The 21,376-nt window shown below is 52.3% G+C and carries 17 protein-coding genes; 5 read left to right on the top strand and 12 right to left on the bottom strand.

The features are described 5' to 3' along the window. Positions 1–29: 29 nt before the first annotated feature. The 6 genes from mglC to folE form a co-directional block, all read right to left on the bottom strand. Positions 30–1,040 (bottom strand): galactose/methyl galactoside ABC transporter permease MglC, encoded by a 1,011-nt coding sequence (gene mglC / locus ACLD4K_RS09630; protein WP_001275101.1) that lies wholly within the window; start codon positions 1,038–1,040, stop codon positions 30–32. Between the two features lie 15 nt (positions 1,041–1,055). Next, positions 1,056–2,576, bottom strand: a complete 1,521-nt coding sequence (gene mglA / locus ACLD4K_RS09635) for a galactose/methyl galactoside ABC transporter ATP-binding protein MglA (protein WP_000535907.1) — start codon at positions 2,574–2,576, stop codon at positions 1,056–1,058. Positions 2,577–2,709: 133 nt separating this feature from the next. Next, positions 2,710–3,708 (bottom strand): galactose/glucose ABC transporter substrate-binding protein MglB, encoded by a 999-nt coding sequence (gene mglB / locus ACLD4K_RS09640; RefSeq protein ID WP_001036942.1) that lies wholly within the window; start codon positions 3,706–3,708, stop codon positions 2,710–2,712. Positions 3,709–4,206: 498 nt separating this feature from the next. After that, complete coding sequence (gene galS / locus ACLD4K_RS09645; protein WP_000628634.1) at positions 4,207–5,229, bottom strand: HTH-type transcriptional regulator GalS; 1,023 nt, start codon at positions 5,227–5,229, stop codon at positions 4,207–4,209. Between the two features lie 149 nt (positions 5,230–5,378). Beyond that, on the bottom strand, positions 5,379–6,521 hold the full coding sequence (gene yeiB / locus ACLD4K_RS09650) for a DUF418 domain-containing protein YeiB (protein ID WP_023224104.1): 1,143 nt from the start codon (positions 6,519–6,521) through the stop codon (positions 5,379–5,381). 14 nt (positions 6,522–6,535) lie between these two features. After that, positions 6,536–7,204 (bottom strand): GTP cyclohydrolase I FolE, encoded by a 669-nt coding sequence (gene folE / locus ACLD4K_RS09655; protein ID WP_183059265.1) that lies wholly within the window; start codon positions 7,202–7,204, stop codon positions 6,536–6,538. 329 nt (positions 7,205–7,533) lie between these two features. Here folE and fghA point away from each other — a divergent pair, with 329 nt between their 5' ends. Beyond that, the gene (gene fghA / locus ACLD4K_RS09660; protein ID WP_411011758.1) at positions 7,534–8,391 is read left to right on the top strand and encodes an S-formylglutathione hydrolase; all 858 of its coding nucleotides are present in this window, start codon (positions 7,534–7,536) and stop codon (positions 8,389–8,391) included. Here the strand turns inward: fghA and ACLD4K_RS09665 are convergent. Next, a complete protein-coding gene (locus ACLD4K_RS09665) occupies positions 8,380–8,769 on the bottom strand; it encodes a helix-turn-helix domain-containing protein (RefSeq protein WP_000876817.1) in 390 nt (129 codons plus the stop codon). The two genes, fghA and ACLD4K_RS09665, sit on opposite strands and share 12 nt — an antisense overlap. Positions 8,770–8,773: 4 nt before the next feature. Then, the gene (locus tag ACLD4K_RS09670) at positions 8,774–10,141 is read right to left on the bottom strand and encodes an L-serine ammonia-lyase (RefSeq protein ID WP_411011759.1); all 1,368 of its coding nucleotides are present in this window, start codon (positions 10,139–10,141) and stop codon (positions 8,774–8,776) included. A gap of 216 nt (positions 10,142–10,357) precedes the next feature. Between ACLD4K_RS09670 and serB the strand changes: the two genes are divergently transcribed. Then, positions 10,358–11,245: a phosphoserine phosphatase SerB gene (serB, locus tag ACLD4K_RS09675; protein ID WP_183059263.1), complete on the top strand. Its 888-nt coding sequence runs from the start codon at positions 10,358–10,360 to the stop codon at positions 11,243–11,245. A gap of 32 nt (positions 11,246–11,277) precedes the next feature. Beyond that, positions 11,278–12,600, top strand: a complete 1,323-nt coding sequence (locus ACLD4K_RS09680; protein WP_411011760.1) for an MFS transporter — start codon at positions 11,278–11,280, stop codon at positions 12,598–12,600. A gap of 43 nt (positions 12,601–12,643) precedes the next feature. On the opposite strand, the gene cirA is transcribed toward ACLD4K_RS09680, so the two are convergent. The 3 genes from cirA to yieE all read right to left on the bottom strand — a co-directional run bounded on the left by cirA (position 12,644) and on the right by yieE (position 17,504). Further along, positions 12,644–14,635, bottom strand: coding sequence for a catecholate siderophore receptor CirA (gene cirA, locus ACLD4K_RS09685; RefSeq protein ID WP_411011761.1), 1,992 nt, complete (start codon positions 14,633–14,635; stop codon positions 12,644–12,646). Between the two features lie 346 nt (positions 14,636–14,981). Continuing rightward, positions 14,982–16,451, bottom strand: a complete 1,470-nt coding sequence (lysP, locus tag ACLD4K_RS09690; RefSeq protein WP_079945176.1) for a lysine-specific permease — start codon at positions 16,449–16,451, stop codon at positions 14,982–14,984. Between the two features lie 189 nt (positions 16,452–16,640). Then, positions 16,641–17,504 carry a DNA-binding transcriptional regulator YeiE gene (gene yieE / locus ACLD4K_RS09695; protein WP_000548316.1) on the bottom strand — a complete coding sequence of 288 codons (864 nt, stop codon included), beginning with the start codon at positions 17,502–17,504 and terminating at the stop codon, positions 16,641–16,643. Positions 17,505–17,624: 120 nt separating this feature from the next. Between yieE and ACLD4K_RS09700 the strand changes: the two genes are divergently transcribed. Beyond that, positions 17,625–18,674, top strand: coding sequence for a YeiH family protein (locus tag ACLD4K_RS09700; RefSeq protein ID WP_000137966.1), 1,050 nt, complete (start codon positions 17,625–17,627; stop codon positions 18,672–18,674). A 78-nt stretch (positions 18,675–18,752) separates the two neighbouring features. Next, entirely contained in the window at positions 18,753–19,610 is an 858-nt protein-coding gene (nfo, locus tag ACLD4K_RS09705; RefSeq protein ID WP_411011762.1) for a deoxyribonuclease IV, read from the top strand. Positions 19,611–19,674: 64 nt separating this feature from the next. Here the strand turns inward: nfo and fruA are convergent, their stop codons facing one another. Beyond that, the gene (gene fruA / locus ACLD4K_RS09710; RefSeq protein ID WP_000854412.1) at positions 19,675–21,363 is read right to left on the bottom strand and encodes a PTS fructose transporter subunit IIBC; all 1,689 of its coding nucleotides are present in this window, start codon (positions 21,361–21,363) and stop codon (positions 19,675–19,677) included. Positions 21,364–21,376 lie beyond the last annotated feature (13 nt).

Raw genomic sequence — 21,376 nt, forward strand, 5'->3', positions numbered from 1 at the left:
CTGATAAGCAAAGCAATAGGTCTGGAGAACTACTTCTTACGCGCGTATTTCAGCGAGTCCAGCGCCACGGCGAAAATGATAATGCCGCCTTTGATAATGTACTGCCAGTACGGGTTTACCCCGATATAGGTCAGGCCGTAGTTGATGACGGTAAAGATAATGACGCCGGTCACCACGCCGAAGACCGTCCCCACTCCGCCGCTAAACGATACGCCCCCGACCACGCACGCGGCAATCGCATCCAGTTCATACATAAAGCCGAGGTTGTTGGTGGCAGAACCAATACGCCCTGCTTCCAGTAAGCCGCCGAAGGCATAAAACACGCCGGAGAGCGCATAAATCATCAGCAGGTTCAGCGCCACGTTTACGCCGGAAACTTTTGCCGCTTCCGGGTTGCCGCCAATAGCAAAAATGTTTTTACCAAAGCGGGTCTTATTCCACAGCACCCAGACAAACGCTACCGCAATCAGAGCGTAAAAGGTGATGTAGGAGAGCCGGAAACTGCCCATCGCCACAAAGCCCTGCGCAAAGGTGGAAAAGCCGCTGTCAAAGCCGGAAATGGGCGAAGCGCCGACAAAGTCATAGTAAAGGGAGTTGATCCCATAAACGATAATCATCGTGCCAAGCGTGGTAATAAACGGCGTCACGTTCAGGTAAGCAATGATGATGCCGTTCACCAGGCCAATCACCGCGCCAATCGCGCAGACAATCAGGATGACCAGCGCAATCGGCATGGTCGCCATTTCCGGAAACACTTTATTGGCGTTTTCCATTGATTGCAGTAATGTGGCCGCCACGACCGCCGCCAGCCCCACCTGACGCCCAGCCGACAGGTCTGTCCCCTGGGTGACAATGAGTCCCGCCACGCCCAGCGCGATAATAATACGTACCGAAGATTGCGTCAGAATATTACTTAAATTCAACAAACTTAAAAAAGTCGGGTCCTGGAAAATAATAATCGCCAGCAACACTAAAAGAACGACGTAAATTCCGCCCTCTTTCAGCCAGGTCAAAAAGCTTTTCTTGTTTAACGCACTCATAAGGAGCCCCTGATCTTAAAGGTGCAAAGAAGCAAGACGCAAAATTTCGTTTTGCGTTGTTGTTTTAGTATCGACAATGCCGGAAACGAGACCGTTACTCATCACCAGGATACGATCGGTAATCCCTAACAGCTCCGGCATTTCAGAAGAGATAATGATGATCCCCTTGCCTTTTTTCGCCAGTTCCGCAATAAGCTGATAAATTTCAAATTTTGCGCCGACATCAATGCCGCGGGTCGGTTCGTCCAGCATTAGTATTTCCGGCTGCGTTAATAGCCAGCGACCAATGATCACCTTTTGCTGATTGCCGCCGGAAAGCGAACCAATTTGCGTGCGATGCCCCGGCGTTTTTACCCGCATGGAATCAATGACCCATTGGGTGTCGCTTTTCATCCGGGAATTATCCAGTAAGCCCACTTTATTTTTATAATTACGGATATTCGAAATTAATGAGTTAAATCCGATATCCAGATAGGCGTAAATTCCGGTGGAACGACGTTCTTCCGTCACCAGCGCAAAACCGTGGTTAATCGCTTCGTTCGCAGTGTGATTATTAATTTTCTTGCCATGTAAAGTGATTGTCCCGGACGACTTCTCACGAATGCCAAACAGCGTTTCGACGATATCGGTACGCTTTGCCCCAACCAGACCGGCAATGCCCAGAATTTCGCCCTTGTGCAAATCAAAGGAGACATCGCGAATGGAAGGCTGGCGCAGCGAGGTCAGGTGACGAACCTCCAGAATCACATCGCCCGGCTTATTTTCTTTATCCGGAAAGCGCTGGTTCAGGGAACGCCCGACCATCATCGCAATGATCTTATCCATATCCAGCCCTTCCAGCGGCTGGGTGGCAATCCACTGACCGTCGCGCAAGATAGTAATTTCATCGCACAATTGAAAAATTTCTTCCATTTTATGCGAGATATAAACAATACCGCAGCCGCGTTCTTTCAGCTTGCGAATAATGGTGAACAGATGATTAACCTCTTTCTCAGTTAACGATGAGGTCGGTTCATCCATAATAACGATCTTAGCGTTATAGGAAAACGCCTTCGCAATTTCGATCATCTGCATTTGCGAAACGGATAACGTTCCTACGCGCGCGCGTGGGTCAATATCGATATCCAGTTCATCAAATATCGCTTTGGTATCCTGGTACATTTTATCCTGGTCGACAAACATACCTTTGGTGGGATAACGTCCCAGCCACATGTTATCCATGACCGAACGTTGTAATACCAGGTTTAACTCCTGGTGTACCATCGAAATCCCATTCTCCAGCGCTTCTTTCGCCGAATGGAAGTCCACTTCTTTTCCCTGAAATACAATGCTGCCGGAGTCTTTTTGATAAATACCGAAAAGACATTTTAATAATGTTGATTTGCCTGCGCCGTTTTCGCCCATTAATGCATGAATAGAGTGCGGACGAACGTTTAAGTTGACATTATCAAGCGCTTTCACGCCGGGAAATGATTTGTTAATGCCACGCATTTCCAACAAATATTCACCCGACGGCGGAGAGATCGTGCTGCCCATAATGATACCCTGTCGGCCTTTTTAATTATGACTATCCGCGCCGGATGGCAAAAGAAATACGTTATCCGGTCTGCGGCGCGTCACCCTTCCACGGTTTCAGGGCGCAACAAAATTGCGCCCACAGACGGAAAAGTTATTTTTGGGTAAATTCGCTCAGATTATCTTTGTCCACGCCGACATAAGGCACGCGCACGATTTTATTCTCAATCTTCCAGTTGGTGCCGTCAGCCGCGCCCTTGCCTTCGGCGAGGTTTTTCGCCAGATCGAATGTCGCTTTCGCCTGATTGTTAGCGTCATTCAGTACCGTACCGGCCATCGCGCCTGATTTCACCAGCGCCAGCGCTTCCGGTAACGCATCGACGCCAAAGACCGGAATCGACGATTTATTATGCGCTTTCAGCGCCTCTACCGCGCCCATCGCCATCGCATCGTTATTCGCGATAACCACTTCAATCTTGTTAGCGTTCGGGCCAGACAGCCAGGCATCCATCTTATCTTTTGCCTGCGCGGTATCCCACATGGCGGTGTCTAACGCCAGTTGCTCGGTCTGAATACCTTTATCATTTAACTCTTTCACCACATACGTCGTACGGGCTTCAGCATCCGGGTGCCCCGGCTCGCCTTTCAGCAGAACATACTGAATTTTACCGTCTTTATTCAGATCCCAACCCTGATTCGCCTGCCAGTGTTTGGCAATCAAGTCGCCCTGAATCACCCCGGATTCTTTAGAGTCAGTCCCGACATAATACGCCTTGTCATAGCTGTCCAGCGCTTTGCGGGAAGGCTCTTTGTTAAAGAACACCACCGGCACATTTTGCCCGCGCGCTTTCTCAATCACCGTACCGGCGGCTGCCGGGTCGACCAGGTTAATCGCCAGAGCTTTAACCCCTTTCGCCAATAAAACGTCAATTTGATCATTCTGTTTGGACTGATCGTTTTGCGAGTCATTCATCAGTAGCTGAACATCCGGCGCGGATTTGCCATCTTTTTCAATAGCCTTACGCACCACGGACATAAAGTTATCGTCATATTTATAAATCGTCACGCCAATACGAGTATCAGCCGCGTGCGCGTGCGCGCCGAATAACAGACTTGCCATCACGGCAGAAAGGGTCAGTACCTTCTTATTCATGGTAGCTCCGGTTTTATTATGTAGGGTATAGCGTAAAAAAATGCCCGGCTGTTCAGCACGTTAACGCGTGTTACTGAACGCCGAAGCGTATTTAGAGCCTATCCCACCAGGCGTTATTGGCGCAGCCAGTTTGGACACGGACAGCGCGCAAAAACCGGAGCGTACACGTAGTACGTGAGGTTTGACTCGCTACGCTCGCCCTTCGGGCCGCCGCTAGCGGCGTTCAAAACGCTAACGCGTTTTGGCGAGCACTGCCCAAGTCCAAAATGGCAAGTAAAATAGCCCTAATGGGATAGGCTCTTATTCAACTCTTTATTTTTGTCCGGTAGTCGCGGGATATTGTGATAACGGTTTTTATAAGCGAAATACCCCAGCAAAACTGACAACTAACTGTTACACATTAGTTACAGTGCGACAAACGTTGTCATCATAGCTATCACAATGTTAATAAACTGTGAATTTACTCACAGATTGAAAACGGTTACATGCGGGGCGTAATCAGTTAGTGATCAGTACCGCATTCTGTCGCCACGCCACCGAATGGCGCCGTACCAGGGTCGGCATAAAGCAGTGCGTCGCCGTGATATCCAGCGTGCCTGCGGCCCCCTGTAACGCCAGCTCGGTCGCGATTTTCGCCATAGAAGCAATAGGATAGCGCACGGTAGTCAACTGAGGATCGGTATAACGAGCAATAGGGATATCATCGAAACCGATGACAGACAGATGCAAGGGAATGGCGATGCCGTTATCTTTTAACGCCGTCAGCGCGCCCGCCGCCATGTTATCGTTATAGGCAAATACCGCCGTCAGTTGCAGATTGCGTCCCAGCAACTCAACCATTGCCGACTCGCCGCCCTGCATATCCGGCGTACCGGTGCCAATCCAGCTCTCCGACGCAGCAACCCCCTGCTCTTGCAGCGCGTGTAACCACCCTTCTCTGCGCATCGCGTCATCTTCAATACGGTGGCTGGAGGCCAGGTAGCCGATGCGTTGATGTCCATTATTCAGCAACATTCGGGTCGCCATTCTGGCGCCGCTCACATTGTCGAGACAGACACAACGATGCGCATAACCCGGCACGATACGGTTAATCAGCACCATACCGGGGATCTGATCCATAAAGTCGCTCAGCTCGCGATCGGTTAAGGCTTTTGAGTGAACAATCAATGCGTTACAACGCTGACGGATCAAGACTTCAATCGCATGGCGCTCTTTTTCCGCCTCATGATAACTGTTGCCAATGAGAACATATTTCTGGTGCTGCTGCGCGACCAGATCTACGGCTTTCACCAGAGCGCCGAAAAAGGCATCGGAAACATCCATGACCACGACGCCGATGGTGTCGCTCACCTGGGTGGCCAGCGCTTGCGCATTCGCATTTGGCCGATATCCCAGCAGGGTGACGGCCTGCATAACGGCGTCACGGGTGTCGGGACTGACCAACGCGCTGTTATTCAGTACGCGGGAAACGGTCGCTACAGACACGCCAGCCTGGCGCGCTACATCACGAATGGTGATCATATTCACAGCCCTGTTTGAGTTCAAAAATGCTCACAAATGCCCCGTTAGCAGGCGGCTATTTTGTCAGCACCCTGCCCAGGGCTGCGTGAGAAACATCACAGGGATGGAAACGGTTACAGCCATTTTGTTAATGAATGTGATCCAGATCGTTATCTGAGCGATCCTGACGCGCGCAACGTCAGTTGACGCCATAACCACTCGACCGGTCCCTGTCGCCAGAAACGTAGCCAGATGACGGAAAAGAGAAGGTTTATTGCCCATACCGGAACGACAAAGAACAAGAGTTCCAGTCGATTGAATTTCATAAATAAGCCAAACTGATAAAACAGCGTGGTACAGATGATCGTCTGCAGCAGATAATTGGTCAGCGCCATTCGCCCTACGCAGGCAATGGCAAGCGTCAGTCTGCATCGGCTAAGCTGCGGCCAGAAGCCAAACATCAGCGCGGCATAGCCCAGCGTTTGCAACGGCGCGCTCAGTTCGCGCGGCGCCTGCAATAAGAAGGCGCACCAGCGGTACGCCCAGTCCAGCCGCCATTGTAAAATGACCGCAGGCAGGTTGATCATTAGCCCTAACGCCACCAGCAGAACCCCGGTACGGCGATAGTGCCGCAGACTGTACTGACCTTTCAGCCAGCCGCTACGCATTAGCGCAGCGCCCAGCAGCATCATACCTGCCAGTTGCCAGCCATACTGCGCGCCGAGCGCCAGTAAACTATTTGACAGCATCTCTGCCCGGTTGCTGATAGCCTCCATGCCGCCGTTCAGCTTCCAGTATTTTTCATACAATATTGCCGACGCATCCGGCGTCCAGGCGCGGCTGGTTTCGCTACTCGATACCACGCCCAGCAGCAGCAGCACGCCAATCCCGACCAGATAAAGGAGTATGCCGGTATTGAACAGGCTTTTTACCGAAGGCGCGTCGCGTATCAGTCGCCAGCAAATTAATCCGACCAGACCGTAGGCCAGCAGAATGTCGCCGTCCCAAAAGAATAACGCATGGATAAAACCTAACAGTACCAATAGCGTTAAGCGCGACTGAATCCACTGTTTACCACGCGGAAGCAGCATTTGTAGCCCCGCGCCAAACAACAATGCGAACAGCGTAAGAAATTTAGCCTGCGCCACAATATCGAGAATCGCCCAGGACCAGGCGTCTTCGGGAACGATCGCGCCATACCAGGCGGGATTGAGATAAGCCGCCTTCGGCAATCCAAAGGCGCTAATGTTAAGAAGCAGGATACCGAGGATGGCAACGCCACGTACAAAATCCAGCGTGACATTACGCTCCATCGTCTCCGCCTTAATCATGGATGATGGCGAACGGCACGCAGAAACTCCTGGCGCGTATTCTGGCTGGACTTAAACAATCCGCCCAGCGACGTCGTCGTCGTGGCGCTGGTTGCGTCACGAATACCGCGCGCTTTCACGCAGTAATGCACCGCATCAATCGATACCGCTACATTATTGGTGCCGAGCAAGGTTTGCAGCGCCGTCAGAATTTGTTGGGTCAAACGTTCCTGAACCTGCGGACGCTGGGCGAAGAATTGCACGATGCGGTTAATTTTCGACAGGCCGATCACGGAATCTTTGGGGATATACGCGACGGTCGCTTTGCCATCAATGGTCACAAAGTGATGTTCACAGGTGCTGGTCAGCGTGATATCGCGGACGGTGACCATTTCATCCACCTTCATTTTATTTTCAATGAGGGTAATTTTCGGGAAATTGGCATAGTCGAGGCCGGCGAAAATCTCGTCAACGTACATCTTAGCGATACGATGCGGCGTTTCCATCAGACTGTCATCGCTCAAATCGAGATTCAACAACTGCATAATCTCAGTCATATGCCCTGCGATAAGGCTTTTTCGCGTTTTATTATCCAGTTCATCCATAGGCGGGCGCAGCGGCGTTTCCAGCCCCCGGGCAACCAGCGCGTCATGAACCAGGGCCGCTTCTTTACTGAGTGATGGCATTAATCGTGTTCTCCTGCAGGTGTGGCGCCTCTGCCCTACATGGGGCAAAGTTTGTCAATATTGTGACAGTGTGATTATTGTGCGTGAGGTAGCGCACATAATCCAGTATTCACGCCCATAATTGTTGAAATTGTCGCTGCCTTTCATGACATCTTTTCCGGTGCGAGAATGCTGGCAGGACAAAGGGCATATTTGTTAACGCAACGTTATTTAAATGATGAAGCATGTTTATGTATTACGGAAGTGAAAGTTACTCACAACGCGGTGAATAATCTGTATTATGAAGAATCTGCATACCTTATCAGGTTCACCATAAAAGGAGCCCCCGCATGGAAATGCTCGAAGAGCACCGATGTTTTGGCGGCTGGCAGCAGCGCTGGCGTCATCATGCCGCCACGCTAAACTGCGCCATGACATTCAGCATTTTTCTTCCGCCGACTCAGGATAATGAACCGCCTCCGGTACTGTACTGGTTGTCCGGATTGACCTGCAATGATGAGAATTTTACCACCAAAGCAGGCGCGCAGCGTATCGCAGCAGAACTGGGCATTGTATTGGTGATGCCGGATACCAGTCCACGCGGTGAACAGGTCGCCAACGATAGCGGATACGATTTAGGCCACGGCGCCGGGTTTTATCTCAATGCCACACAGCCGCCCTGGGCCAGCCATTATCGTATGTACGATTACCTGCGCGATGAGCTTCCGGCGCTTATCCAGACACAGTTTAACGTCAGCGACCGTTGCGCCATCAGCGGGCACTCGATGGGCGGCCACGGCGCGTTAATCATGGCGCTGAAAAATCCGGGCAAATACACCAGCGTCTCTGCTTTTGCGCCCATCGTCAACCCCAGCCGCGTGCCGTGGGGAATCAAAGCGCTTACCGCTTATCTCGGCGACGATGAATCAGCGTGGACTGAGTGGGATAGCTGCGAATTAATGCTGGCCAGCCAGCCGCAGGACGCCATTCCTGTGCTCATCGATCAGGGCGACAGCGATCAATTCCTCGCCGATCAACTTCAGCCCGCCGTACTGGCGGAAGCCGCGCGGCAAACCGCCTGGCCGATGACGCTACGAATCCAGCCCGGTTACGATCATAGCTATTATTTTATTGCGTCCTTCATCGAGGACCATCTGCGCTTTCATGCCCGGTATTTACGGGACGAGCGTGAGACGTCACCAACATAATGAATTTTCCAGCGCCGCGCTGTAATTCACCTCCTCCGACTGCGGCGCGGAAGATTTATTATTTAAATCCGCGGCCTGCTGGCGTACCTGAAGGCGGCCGCTGCCCTCTCCGCCTTCATAACTTTCGTGAAAATTACGCAGCTCGGATTCAAACAGCACCGCATCAAGATTATGCAACTTATCCAGCGCCCGCAGGAGAGAAATTAACGTATCAAGATTGAGCCCTCCCCCCTTCTCGATACGCTTGATGGTGGCAATGCCAACGTGCGCGCGATCGGCAAGCTGCTGCTGGGTCATCGAAAGAGACAGACGCGTCTCCTTTAAGCGGGCGCACAACGACAGGATAATCTCGTCGTTATTCATCGTATTGTATTTCACGCTGTTACCCTCTCTTGCGCGGCTGAATTTTCCCCAGCGAACCATGATACGTTTCACGGTATTTAGCGCTCATGTCTTTACCGGTCTCGTACATCGCAGCAATGATCTCATCGAGCGAAATACAGGGTTCGCTTACACGACTCATCGCCATCGTCGCCGCGTTTATCGCTTTCACGGCAGAGATGGCATTTCTCTCTATGCAGGGAATTTGTACCTGTCCGCCCAGCGGATCGCAGGTCAATCCCAGATGATGTTCCATGGCAATTTCAGCGGCGCTCAGCGTTTGCTCCACGGATGCGCCCATCAGTTCAGCCAGGCCCGCAGCCGCCATTGAGCACGCCACGCCGATTTCCCCCTGACAGCCAACTTCAGATCCCAGAATAGAGGCGTTTTGTTTAAACAACATCGCGATAGCGGCGGCGGTCAGGAAGAAACGGGTCAGAGCACCGGGCTCCAGCGGCGTGACAAATTTATCATACCAGCAGAGCGCTGCCGGAATGATGCCGCACGCGCCATTAGTTGGCGCGGTAACAATCTGTCCGCCGCTGGCATTTTCTTCGCTTACCGCAATCGCGAAGGCATTGACCCAGTTCAGCGCGGTTAAAAAATCGCTGGCGGAACGGTTAGCCTGTAACGTCTTATGTAACGCACAGGCACGCCGCGGTACCTGATAGGGACCGGGTAATACCCCCTCAGTATGCAGGCCGCGATAAACCGCCTGCTGCATCACGTCCCATATTTGCACCAGATAATTCTGCAATGTCTGTGGCGAGTGGCGGCACAGCTCATTTTTCATCATCAGCGCCGCCACGGACAGGCCGTTATGCCGACACAGCGCCAGCAACTGCGCGGCATGACTAAATTCAAAGGGCGACACTGTACGCAAAGGAAGCGATGGCGTCAGCGGCTCGCCATGCTTGCGAACCTGCCCGGCGCCGGTCGAAAACCAGGTCTCTGCATACACCGTGAAATAATCATCTCTGGCGCGAAACGTCATGGCATAAGGATGGCCTGGATGCGCCTGGTGATTGGCGATAATCTTGACTTTTATCGTGATTCCGCCCGCGTCGGAGAGCGGGAGTTCGATTTTGTTTTCATTTTCCGCACGCTTAATCACCGCCATATGCGAACGGAGATTGACATTCTCCGGCTGGTAGCCCAGCAGCCCAAGATAAAGGGCGGTATCCACATTGTGGCACTTGCGGCTTAACGATAACGCGCCATACAGCTCGATTTCAACTTCCCGAATTAGCGGCAACGTCTCTTGTTCTCTGAGCAATGAAATAAAGTGACAGGCGGCGCGCATCGGCCCTACGGTACGTGAGCTGGATGGACCTATTACTATTTTGAATATATCAAGGCAACTCTCCATCGTTATATCAATCCTTTCAGTCTCATTCGCGTTCAGTAATAAATAACATCCTCGCACAGTTGGCATATCAAAAGTGATACCTTTTGTGTCTGAACTTTACCTGGTATCAAAAACAACGCTTTTTTAGCCCTTTTCTGGCGGTGATATCTGTGATAGCACAAGATTCCACGCCGCAAAAGAGCCATTATAATACCCGTAAATTAAGGGAGTTATCATATGAGCATTATTTATTTTATTACTACACAGGATATCGATACGTTTCAGAAAAAATTACAGGAAACGTTATTTAATGCCGTCACCATGCCGTTTCCGCTATTATTTGATAAACGTTATGCCGCGCTTATCAATACCGCTTATTTAAAGCTTACGCTGCCAGCGGAATGTCTGACGCCTGAATTTTATCGCTATTTACGCGAACTCTCATTGCAATGGCAGTTTGATTTTTTTATTAAGCCGCAGCCACTGCCTGCTAACGGTATTATCGCGTTTGATATGGACTCGACATTTATTGCGGAAGAAGGCGTGGATGAAATTGCCCGCGAGCTTGGCATGTCGACGCAAATCACCGCCATTACCCAACAGGCGATGGAGGGCAAGCTTGATTTTAACGCCAGTTTTACCCGACGTATCGGAATGTTGAAAGGCACACCGAAAGCAGTGCTGAACGCCGTATGCGATCGCATGACCCTTTCGCCAGGCCTGTTAACTATTCTGCCAGTCATCAAGGCCAAAGGATTTAAAACCGCGATTATCTCCGGGGGACTGGATATATTCACCCAGCGTCTAAAAGAACGGTATCAACTGGATTATGCCTTTTCGAATACGGTTGAAATACGCGATAACGTTCTGACGGATAACATTACCTTGCCGATTATGAATGCCGCAAACAAAAAACAGACTCTGGTTGACCTGGCTGCCCGGTTAAATATTGCCACGGAGAATATTATTGCCTGCGGCGATGGTGCCAACGATCTGCCGATGTTAGAACATGCTGGCACCGGTATTGCCTGGAAGGCGAAGCCGGTTGTACGGGAAAAAATCCACCATCAGATTAATCATCACGGTTTCGAATTGCTTCTTTTTCTTATTGAAGATGAATTATAACGCGACTCACCTCGCCGGAAGGGAATTTTAAAATGAGTATAAAAACATTTATTTTCAGCCAGCCCGATAAGCCGATTGTAAAAGAGAAAAAAGAGATAGACCAGACCTATAAAAAATTTCGTCTTGAGATTATCGCCTCGGTCTTTATCTCTTATGCCGTCTTTTATCTTACCCGTAAAAACTTCTCCGCCGCGATGCCGGCCATGCTGACGGAAACGTCGCTGACCGCAGAAGACTTCGCCATTATGTCTTCTATTTTTTACATTCTTTATGGCGCGATGAAGTTTGTCGGCGGGATGCTGGTCGATAAAATTAACCCGAAAGCCATGACCGGCCCGGTGCTGATTGGCGTGGGGATTGTAAATATTCTGTTCGGCTTTTCCGATAGCGTGGCGGCATTCTACGTGTTGTACAGTCTCAATGCGATATTACAGGGCACCAGCTTTCCGCCGATGGCGAAAATTATGGCCTCGTGGTTTTCGAAAAACGAACGGGGACGCTGGTGGGCTATCGTTGAAGCGGCGCACAATATCGGCGGCAGCCTCGCGCCGCTGCTGACCAGTTTTGCTATCGCCTTTAGCGGTAGCTGGAAAATGGGGTTTTATGTTCCCGGCGCCATTTCGCTGCTGATGGGGATAGTGGCGCTATTTACCATTAAAGATCGTCCCGGTACGTTAGGTTTGCCCAACGTGGGGCGGTGGCGTAACGACCCGACGGAACTGGCCCAGGTCAAGGCCAGCCCGGTCAACCTGAGCTTCTGGCAGATTTTTGTGAAATATATCCTGACCAATCCACTGGTATGGATCATTATTATCGGCGATATGTCGGTTTATATTGCGCGCACCATCCTTAACGACTGGCCGCAGATTTACTATTCGCAGGTTCACGGCTGGAGCCTGATAAAAGCGAACTCGATTATTTCCTGGTTTGAGGCGGGCGGACTGGCAGGTGGGTTGCTGGCAGGCTACTTGTCTGACTTTATGTTCAAAAGTAACCGCTGGATGACCGGGTTAATCTTCGCGTTAGCGCTGTGCATATGCATCGTGCTGGTGCCGCTGGTTCAGGATACCTCTTACACCCTCACCGCGATTCTGTTCACCATCATGGGCTTCGCCTTATACGGACCGCATATGCTTTTTGCCGTCGGCTGTCTGGATGTGACCCATAAGGATGCGGCGGGATCGATTACCGGCTTTCGGGGATTGTTCAGCTATGTCGGCGCGGCAATGGCCGGTGTGCCGGTAATTATGGTGAAAAATAGCTGGGCGTGGTCGGGCGTTTATATCTATGCGTTAATCGCCATTCTGCTAACGACTCTGTCGCTGGCGCTGCTCTCCAGGCTGCATCGGTTATAACATTCTGGCGACAGCGGCAAAACGCGGCTGTCGCCAGTCTCTGTCAGAAACGGTAATCCACCGCCATAAAGTAACGACGTCCGTCTTCGGTATAACCGTAGTCGTCGCGTTTGAGATCTTTATCGCCCACGTTCAGAACGCCCGCACGCAGTTTAACGTTTTTCGTCGCCTGCCATGCCGCGCCGGTATCCCAGACCACGTACCCACCCGGCGTTTTCGCCGTTGCGCTGTCGGCCCGCTTACGCCCGGTATAATTCCCTGATACGTAGAATGACCAGTCTTCGAGCTGCGTCGGTTTCCAGTCCAGCGTACCGTTCGCGGTGTGGAACGGCAGATCGGAAAGCGGCTTGTTCCCGCCATTACTGACGTCGCGTCCGTCGTTATAGGTGTAATTCAACGACAGTTTCCACGCCTCGTTAAACGGAACTTTCAACTCGGTTTCCACGCCCTGAATACGCGCTTTATTCACGTTGTAATAACGGAAGACCGGAACGCGCTGTCCCCGACTGTTGGTTTCGAAACCGACAAAGTTGGAATAGCCGGGCGCGGCGTTAACGTCAGCGGTACGGCTAATGCTGATGCGATCGTCTACATCGTTACGGAACGTGGTAACGCTCGCTTCCACGCCCTCCAGTATGCCCTCTTCACCCCGGTAATAAAGGCCGAGCTCCCAGCTTTCACTGGTTTCAGGTTTCAGATCCGGGCTACCGACAATGCGGCATCCGCCACGGCAGGAGTTGGTCGTCCAGTCCGGACTTAATTGCAATAGCGACGGCGCTTTAAAGGCCGTGGCCCACCCACCTTTCACCGTCAGGGTATCCGTTGCGTTATAGACCAGATAAGCACGCGGGCTCCAGTGATCGCCATAGGTTTCATGGTCATCCATACGAATACCGGTGGTCAGCGCCAGCGGTTCGAAGATGCGCCACTCATCTTCAAGGAACAGAGCATACTGGCTGGCGGAGGTTTTAGTACTGGAACCGCCGGTCAGGTTCACCGCATCGCTCAGTTTATCGTGACGCCATTCGCCGCCGAAGGTGAGGAACTGGTTGACAGGCGCTAACGGCAGAACGTATTTCCCGTCAATCGAATTGCTTTCTGACGTGATAGGGCTACTGTTGCCGGGGTTTTTGTTTTCCACTTTTTCGCCGTAGAACTTGAGCTCGCTGTTGCCGAGATCCCAACGTCCGTTATGGCTCAACGCGTAGTTTTGCCGTTCCAGACGGTTTTTATCCAGCGAGTCGGAGTCCCGGTCCTGGCGATCAAAACCGTAGCCTGCGGTAACGTCATGATTTTCGTTTGGTGTCCAGGCAAACTCGACGTTTCCATCCCGGCTGGTAAATCCTTCAATGCGCGGCGTTTCACCCGTAGCAGTGGTGGCGGAACTCTGCTGCTCGTCTTTTTCGCGTTTCGCCAGGCTACCGTAGGCTTTCATTCCCAGCACGCCGTCGATCAGCGGACCGCTGGTAAAGAACTGACCGTTATAGGTATCGCCACGGTCGCGATGTTCCTGAATAGTGGAGTCAACCGTGACGCTGCCATGCCATTTCTGACCAATCTTTTTGGTGATAATGTTGACCACACCGCCCAGCGCATCGGAGCCATACAGCGAGGACATGGGGCCACGCACCACTTCAATGCGTTCGATAGCGTCAACCGGTATCCAGTTCAGATCAAAATCATTATGGCGGAAGACCGCGTTACGGGAGTTAACGCGCTTACCGTCGATCAGGATCAGCGTATAACTGCTGTCCAGACCACGAATACTCACGCCTTTACGGTTATCCCCTTCGTTAGTGAGCTGTACGCCCGGCACCTCTTTCAGGACATCTTTCAGGTTTTGCACGGGCCTGCGCTGTAAATCTTGCTGGGTAATGACGCTGATACTTGCTGGCGCATCTTTCAGATTTTGTTCGATGGCGGACGCGGTAACGACCATGGTTTCACCATCATCCGTTGCCGCGGCAACCGGCCAGGCCAACGTAACTGCGGACATACAAAGCCCTACCCGAACGAAAGGGTTAAACCTAAACATTCCATTTCTCCATGAGGTAAATACGACAAAAAAAAATCGGTTATCGCTCACAACGCATTACGTTTCGCCTGCGATAACGGTTATCACGGCGAACTCTTTTTATGCAGGCGAGTCGGGCTCATGAGTGACGGTCGCGCCCGAATCTTCATCCTTTCTGATTTCGAGCGTAACGATAAAGCAAACGATAATAATTATCAATTTAATTGTTAATAATTATGTCATTTGAACCAATCATGAAGAAAAAACAAAAAACCCTCTCGAATGAGAGGGTTAGAAGGGTCAGGTTCAGGCAGTCCGTGCCGAATAGCGGCATAAAGCCTATCTGGCCTATGACGAGAATACCGCGTTACTTTTTAACGCGTTCCGGGAAGTGCATTTCGCTATAGCGCACGAAATGCGTACCTTTTATCAGCTTGTAGCCGAACCAGATAATCAGGAACAGCGGAATACCGATATAGGTCGCCGCGACGCCGCCCCAGTCGATGGTATCTTTCAGGAACGCTTCATAGTTCTGCCCCAACGTAATAATCAGGCACAGTACAAAGGCGAAAATCGGCCCCAGCGGGAAGAACCCGGAACGGTACGGCAAATCATTCACATCATACCCTTGTATCACGTAACCGCGACGGAAGCGATAATGGCTAATAGCAATCCCCAGCCAGGCGATGAAGCCCGTCATACCGGAGGTGTTCAACAGCCACAGATAGACCGTCTGGTTGCCGAACATTGAGGTCAAAAAGCAAAGACCGGCAATCACGGTGGTGGCATAAAGCGCATTGCGCGGTACGCCGCCGCGGGACAATTTCGCAAAAATACGCGGGGCCTTACCGTCACAGGCCAGGGTGTAGAGCATACGGGTCGAGGCATACATCCCGGAGTTACCCGCAGACAGTACCGCTGTCAGGATAACCGCATTCATTACCGCCGCCGCAGACAACAAGCCCGCATGCTGGAACACTAAGGTAAACGGACTGACGCTAATGTCTTTGACGTCGTTACGCAGCAGATTTGGATCGGTATAAGGAATGATCAGGCTGATAATCAAAATCGCGAAAACATAAAACAGCAGAATACGCCAGAACACCTGACGCACCGCGCGCGGAATATTCTTCTCCGGGTTTTCAGATTCCCCGGCGGCAATACCAATCAGCTCAGTTCCCTGGAAAGAGAAGCCCACGATCATCGCGACGCCAATCATTGCCGCAAAACCGCCAGCAAAAGGCGCATCGCCCGTCGTCCAGTTGCTCCAGCCGACCGGCTCGACACCTTTAAAGATACCGATAATCATCGCTACGCCAACGATGATGAAGATAATAACGGTCGCGACTTTAATTAACGAGAACCAGTACTCCGCCTCGCCAAAACCGCGCACGGAAATGTAGTTCAGCAAGAAAATGACGCAGAGGAATAGCGCGCTCCAGATCCAGCCCGGCGTGTCCGGGAACCACCAGCCCATCACCAATTGCGCGGCAACCAGGTCAACAGCGATAGTCACCGCCCAGTTGTACCAGTAGTTCCAGCCCAGCGCGAAACCAAAGCCTTCTTCCACATAGTTCTGACCATATGTCGCAAACGAGCCAGATACTGGCATATAGGCCGCCAGCTCGCCAAGGCTGGTCATCAGGAAGTAGACCATCAAACCAATCAGAATATAAGAAAACAGCGCGCCGCCTGGCCCCGCCTGAGAAATTGTCGCACCAGATGCAACGAAAAGACCTGTCCCGATGGAGCCGCCAATGGCAATCATCGTCAGGTGACGCGCCTTTAATTCGCGACGTAGCGCGGGCGCTTCTGTGGTTTTAGTTTTGGAACCCATGTGAAAATGCTATCCATCCAAAAAATGAGGCGCGATTGTAACAGACGAAATACTATCCTTCCGACACAAATGCGCGGTTATAAGAGACCTTCATGACCGGCCACGGATTATAAGTAAAGCAGAGAATAACGTATACGTAAGCGGATACTAAAAATGGCGATGCCGCCCGGGCAGCCCTCCTCTTCACCTTTATTCACAGTAACTCAAAAAACGCTGCAACGCGTTAGAAAGATGTTTCTGCCGATGATGAACACGCCACAACGTGCGCACCAGGCGCGGTAACGGCACCGCGACTTCGCCCAGGGTTCCCGCCTGAAGTTGTTCAGCAATCACCCGGCGCGATAAACAGCTTATCCCCAGTCCATGACGCACTGCATGTTTGATCGCTTCTGAATTCCCCAACTCCATCGCCATATGAAAGCGCGGCAAATGCGACAACAGCAAATAATCGACAATTTCCCGCGTACCGGAACCGCGCTCGCGTAAAATCCATGGGGATGCCGCAAGCTGTTCCAGCGTCACCGGCCCCTGCGTCAGCGGCGAGGACGGCGCGGCAAAGACCACCAACTCATCTTCCAGCCACGGCTCAGAGATAATCTCTGTACTGTGACACGGCCCTTCAATCAGGCCGATATCAACCCGAAAATCCAGCACCGCGTTAATCACGTCCTGGCTGTTTCCCACGCTGAGTTCCAGCGGCAAGGCCGGATAATGCTGGCGATAGCGGGCAATCATGGCGGGTAAAATGTAATTGCCGATGGTGCTACTGGCATAAACCCGTATCGCGCCGTTATCTTCACGAAATAGCTGCTCAATTTCTACCGCTTGCTCCAGCAATGCCAGCGCGCGCGGATATAACAAGCGCCCATGTTCGTTGACCACCAGCCGTTTCCCCACCCGATCAAACAACTGTACGCCGAGCTGACCTTCCAGATCGGTGAGCGCGGCGCTAACGGCGGACTGCGATAATGACAGCATGACCGACGCCTGGGTTGTTGAACCGCTTTTCAGTACTTCAGCAAACACTTCAAGTTGTCGTAGCGTAATATGCATAGTCGTATCCCACCGATAGCGTTTCACTTACCACTTATAAAGATTAATTATAAATATATAATCAATTTTATTTTTAAACCAGATCACCGTAACCTTATTGTCCATATACAGGAGAAGGTTATGACAGAACTCACCTTGCAGAATCATCGTCGTACAATGTGGCATTTTATACCGGGGCTCGCTCTGAGCGCCGTCATTACAGGAGTCGCCCTGTGGGGCGGCGCTATCCCTGCCGTTGCAGGCGCGGGGTTCAGCGCCCTGACCCTGGCTATCCTGCTGGGTATGGTTATCGGGAATACCGTCTATCCACAAATATGGAAACAATGCGACGGCGGCGTGCTGTTTGCAAAACAACATTTACTGCGTTTAGGGATTATCCTTTACGGCTTCCGCCTTACCTTTTCACAAATCGCCGATGTGGGTATTAGCGGTATTGTGATTGACGTATTAACGCTTTCCAGCACGTTCATGCTGGCCTGCTTCTTAGGCCAAAAAGTCTTTGGTCTGGACAGGCACACCAGCTGGCTGATTGGCGCCGGTAGCAGTATCTGCGGCGCGGCGGCGGTACTGGCGACAGAACCGGTGGTAAAAGCGGAAGCCAGTAAGGTTACTGTAGCCGTCGCGACTGTCGTTATTTTCGGCACCATCGCCATTTTCCTTTACCCGGCAATGTATCCGCTGCTGGCGCACTGGTTCAGCCCGGAAACTTACGGCATCTATATCGGCTCAACCATGCATGAAGTCGCGCAAGTGGTCGCAGCGGGTCACGCCGTTAGCCCGGATGCGGAAAATGCGGCAGTTATCGCTAAGATGCTGCGTGTCATGATGCTGGCGCCGTTCCTGATCATTCTGGCGGCGCGCGTTAAACAGCTTTCACCGGCGACCGGCGCGGAAAAAAGCAAAATTACCATTCCGTGGTTTGCTATTTTCTTCATCGTAGTGGCGATCTTCAACTCTTTCCACCTGCTGCCGAAAGCCGTGGTGGATATGCTGGTAACGCTGGACACGGTGCTGCTGGCGATGGCAATGGCGGCGTTGGGTCTGACCACTCACGTTAGCGCATTGAAAAAAGCGGGGGCGAAACCGCTGCTGATGGCGCTGGCATTATTCGCCTGGCTGATTATTGGCGGTGGCGCCATTAACGTCCTAATCCATAGCCTTATCGCATAAATTATTACGTTTCACGCCTGTTAACCCGTTATCATAGCGTTCGTAATGAACCGTTAGCGGGTTTAACAGGAGTCTTTTATGAAATACATCGGAGCGCACGTCAGCGCTGCTGGCGGTCTGGCTAACGCCCCTGCCCGCGCGGCTGAAATTGGCGCAACGGCCTTTGCGCTTTTCACAAAAAACCAGCGTCAGTGGCGTGCCGCCCCCCTTACTCCCCAGGTCATTAATGACTTTAAAATCGCCTGTGAAAAGTATCATTTCTCGGCGGCGCAAATCCTTCCCCACGATAGTTACCTGATTAATCTGGGCCATCCGGTCAGTGAAGCGCTGGAAAAATCACGCGATGCCTTTCTCGATGAAATGCAACGCTGTGAACAACTCGGCTTAACCTTGCTTAATTTTCATCCCGGTAGCCATCTGATGCAGATTGCACAGGAGGATTGCCTGGCGCGGATCGCGGAATCCATCAATATTGCCCTCGCGCAGACCGAGGGCGTTACGGCGGTTATCGAAAATACAGCCGGTCAGGGCAGTAATCTGGGGTTTGAGTTTGAACAGTTAGCCGCCATCATCGACGGCGTGGAAGATAAGTCGCGCGTTGGTGTCTGTATCGATACCTGCCATGCCTTTGCCGCCGGATACGATCTGCGTACGCCAGAGGCGTGCGAAAAAACGTTCGCCGAATTCGGGAAAATTGTCGGATTTCAGTATTTGCGCGGAATGCATCTTAACGACGCCAAAAGCGCCTTCGGTAGCCGCGTTGACCGTCATCACAGCCTGGGTGAAGGCAATATCGGCCACGATGCGTTTCGTTGGATTATGCAGGATGCGCGTTTTGACGGTATTCCGCTGATACTGGAGACCATCAATCCTGATATCTGGGCGGAAGAGATTGCGTGGTTAAAAGCCCAGCAAATTGCCGAAGCGGTGGCCTGACGCTCAATGTTCTTCAGGCAATAAAAAAGGCAGAGCGCGCTCTGCCTTTTTTAGCGTGTTTCTCTTACGCCGCTTTTGCCGCGACTTCCGTCTCCGGACGTTTCAGGACGGCATAAGCCAGCCCTGCCACCAGCGTACCGGCCACAATTGCCAGCAGGTATCCCAATACCGGCGTAATTGCGCCTGGGATAAGCAGAACAAACAGACCGCCATGCGGCGCCATCAATTTTGCGCCTACCGCCATAGAAATGGCCCCGGTCAACGCGCCGCCAACGATACAGCACGGCAGTACACGCATCGGGTCGCGTGCCGCAAACGGAATAGCACCTTCAGTGATAAAGCACAGCCCCAGCACCAACGCCGCTTTACCGCCTTCCTGCTGCGCTTTGTCGAACTTACGACGCGCCACCATCGTTGCCAGACCCAGCGCTAACGGCGGTACCATACCTGCGGCCATGATCGCCGCCATCGGCGCGTAAGTTTGCGTACTCAGCAGACCAACGCCAAACGCATACGCCGCTTTGTTCACCGGGCCGCCCATGTCGGTACACATCATCCCGCCGAGAATCGCGCCCAACAGCACCGCGTTTGCCGTCCCCATGGTTTGCAACCAGTGGGTGAGCCCTTCCAGAATCCCGGCAACCGGTTTACCGATCAGGTAAATCATCGCCAGCCCCACCACGAGACTGGAAATTAACGGGATGATCAGGATTGGCTTCAACGCTTCCATACTTTGCGGAAGTTTCAGTTTGGTACTGATAAGCTTCGCCATATACCCGGCAAGGAAGCCGGCAATGATCCCGCCGATAAAACCGGAACCGGTGCTAACCGCCAGCATACCGCCAATCAGACCTGGCGTAAGGCCTGGGCGATCCGCGATGGAGAAAGCGATATAACCCGCCAGTACCGGCACCATCAGCGCAAACGCCGAACCGCCGCCGATCTGCATCAGCGCCGCCGCCAGCGTGTCCGGCACCTTAAAGGCTTCAATACCAAAGGCGAAGGAAAGCGCAATACACAGTCCCCCGGCAACCACCATAGGTAGCATGTAAGAAACGCCCGTCAACAGATGCCGGTATGCGCCAGCGCTCTCTTTCTTCCCTTCGGTCGCCGCTTGCGATGCCTTACCCGCCGGTTGATACGGCGTCGCTTCCGCTACAGCTTTATCCAGCTCCTGCGCCGTCTTTTTCAGCGCCAGGCCGGTCGACGTGCGGTACATTGGGAGACCGGCAAACTTCGCCAGATCCACTTCGATATCCGCCGCCACAATCACTAAATCCGCTTCCGCCACCTCTTCCGGGGTGATGGCATTGCCGGCCCCCACGGAGCCGCGCGTTTCGACTTTTACCCACCAGCCGCGTTTTTTCGCTTCTGTTTCAATGGCTTCAGCCGCCATAAAAGTATGAGCGACGCCGGTCGGGCAGGCCGTTACCGCGACCACGCGTTTCGGACCGCCGCTCGCCGCAGGAACAGCCGCAGCAGGGGCGCTGTAAGGGGTCGCATGGCTTTTGGCTTCACTCAGAAACAGTTCCGGATGCGCGACGGCGCGACCAATATCCCCCAGCCAAACCTTTTTGCCGTTCAGAGCATTGTCGTTCGGCAGAGATTCGCCCAGCACGATCGCCAGCTCAGCATCATTCGGATTGTCGATAATTTCCAGATTTGCTTTATGCGCCGCCGCTCCAAGCAGGGTTTTCGCCATGTAAGCGCGAGCCTGGCCGAGATTAGCGTCAATTATCAGCAGCGTTTTCATTATGCCTCTCCTG

This window comes from Salmonella sp. 741265055_HSA (genome assembly GCF_046569525.1).
GTDB lineage: Bacteria > Pseudomonadota > Gammaproteobacteria > Enterobacterales > Enterobacteriaceae > Salmonella > Salmonella enterica.

Excerpts from the sequence above, each read along its gene's own strand:
- yieE (WP_000548316.1), bottom strand. The coding sequence starts at position 17,504 with ATGCATATTACGCTACGACAACTTGAAGTGTTTGCTGAAGTACTGAAA.
- nfo (WP_411011762.1), top strand. The coding sequence starts at position 18,753 with ATGAAATACATCGGAGCGCACGTCAGCGCTGCTGGCGGTCTGGCTAAC.
- mglB (WP_001036942.1), bottom strand. The coding sequence starts at position 3,708 with ATGAATAAGAAGGTACTGACCCTTTCTGCCGTGATGGCAAGTCTGTTA.
- fruA (WP_000854412.1), bottom strand. The coding sequence starts at position 21,363 with ATGAAAACGCTGCTGATAATTGACGCTAATCTCGGCCAGGCTCGCGCT.
- lysP (WP_079945176.1), bottom strand. The coding sequence starts at position 16,451 with ATGGGTTCCAAAACTAAAACCACAGAAGCGCCCGCGCTACGTCGCGAA.
- ACLD4K_RS09680 (WP_411011760.1), top strand. The coding sequence starts at position 11,278 with ATGAGTATAAAAACATTTATTTTCAGCCAGCCCGATAAGCCGATTGTA.
- ACLD4K_RS09700 (WP_000137966.1), top strand. The coding sequence starts at position 17,625 with ATGACAGAACTCACCTTGCAGAATCATCGTCGTACAATGTGGCATTTT.
- mglA (WP_000535907.1), bottom strand. The coding sequence starts at position 2,576 with ATGGGCAGCACGATCTCTCCGCCGTCGGGTGAATATTTGTTGGAAATG.
- serB (WP_183059263.1), top strand. The coding sequence starts at position 10,358 with ATGAGCATTATTTATTTTATTACTACACAGGATATCGATACGTTTCAG.
- cirA (WP_411011761.1), bottom strand. The coding sequence starts at position 14,635 with ATGTTTAGGTTTAACCCTTTCGTTCGGGTAGGGCTTTGTATGTCCGCA.
- folE (WP_183059265.1), bottom strand. The coding sequence starts at position 7,204 with ATGCCATCACTCAGTAAAGAAGCGGCCCTGGTTCATGACGCGCTGGTT.
- yeiB (WP_023224104.1), bottom strand. The coding sequence starts at position 6,521 with ATGGAGCGTAATGTCACGCTGGATTTTGTACGTGGCGTTGCCATCCTC.
- galS (WP_000628634.1), bottom strand. The coding sequence starts at position 5,229 with ATGATCACCATTCGTGATGTAGCGCGCCAGGCTGGCGTGTCTGTAGCG.
- fghA (WP_411011758.1), top strand. The coding sequence starts at position 7,534 with ATGGAAATGCTCGAAGAGCACCGATGTTTTGGCGGCTGGCAGCAGCGC.
- mglC (WP_001275101.1), bottom strand. The coding sequence starts at position 1,040 with ATGAGTGCGTTAAACAAGAAAAGCTTTTTGACCTGGCTGAAAGAGGGC.
- ACLD4K_RS09670 (WP_411011759.1), bottom strand. The coding sequence starts at position 10,141 with ATGGAGAGTTGCCTTGATATATTCAAAATAGTAATAGGTCCATCCAGC.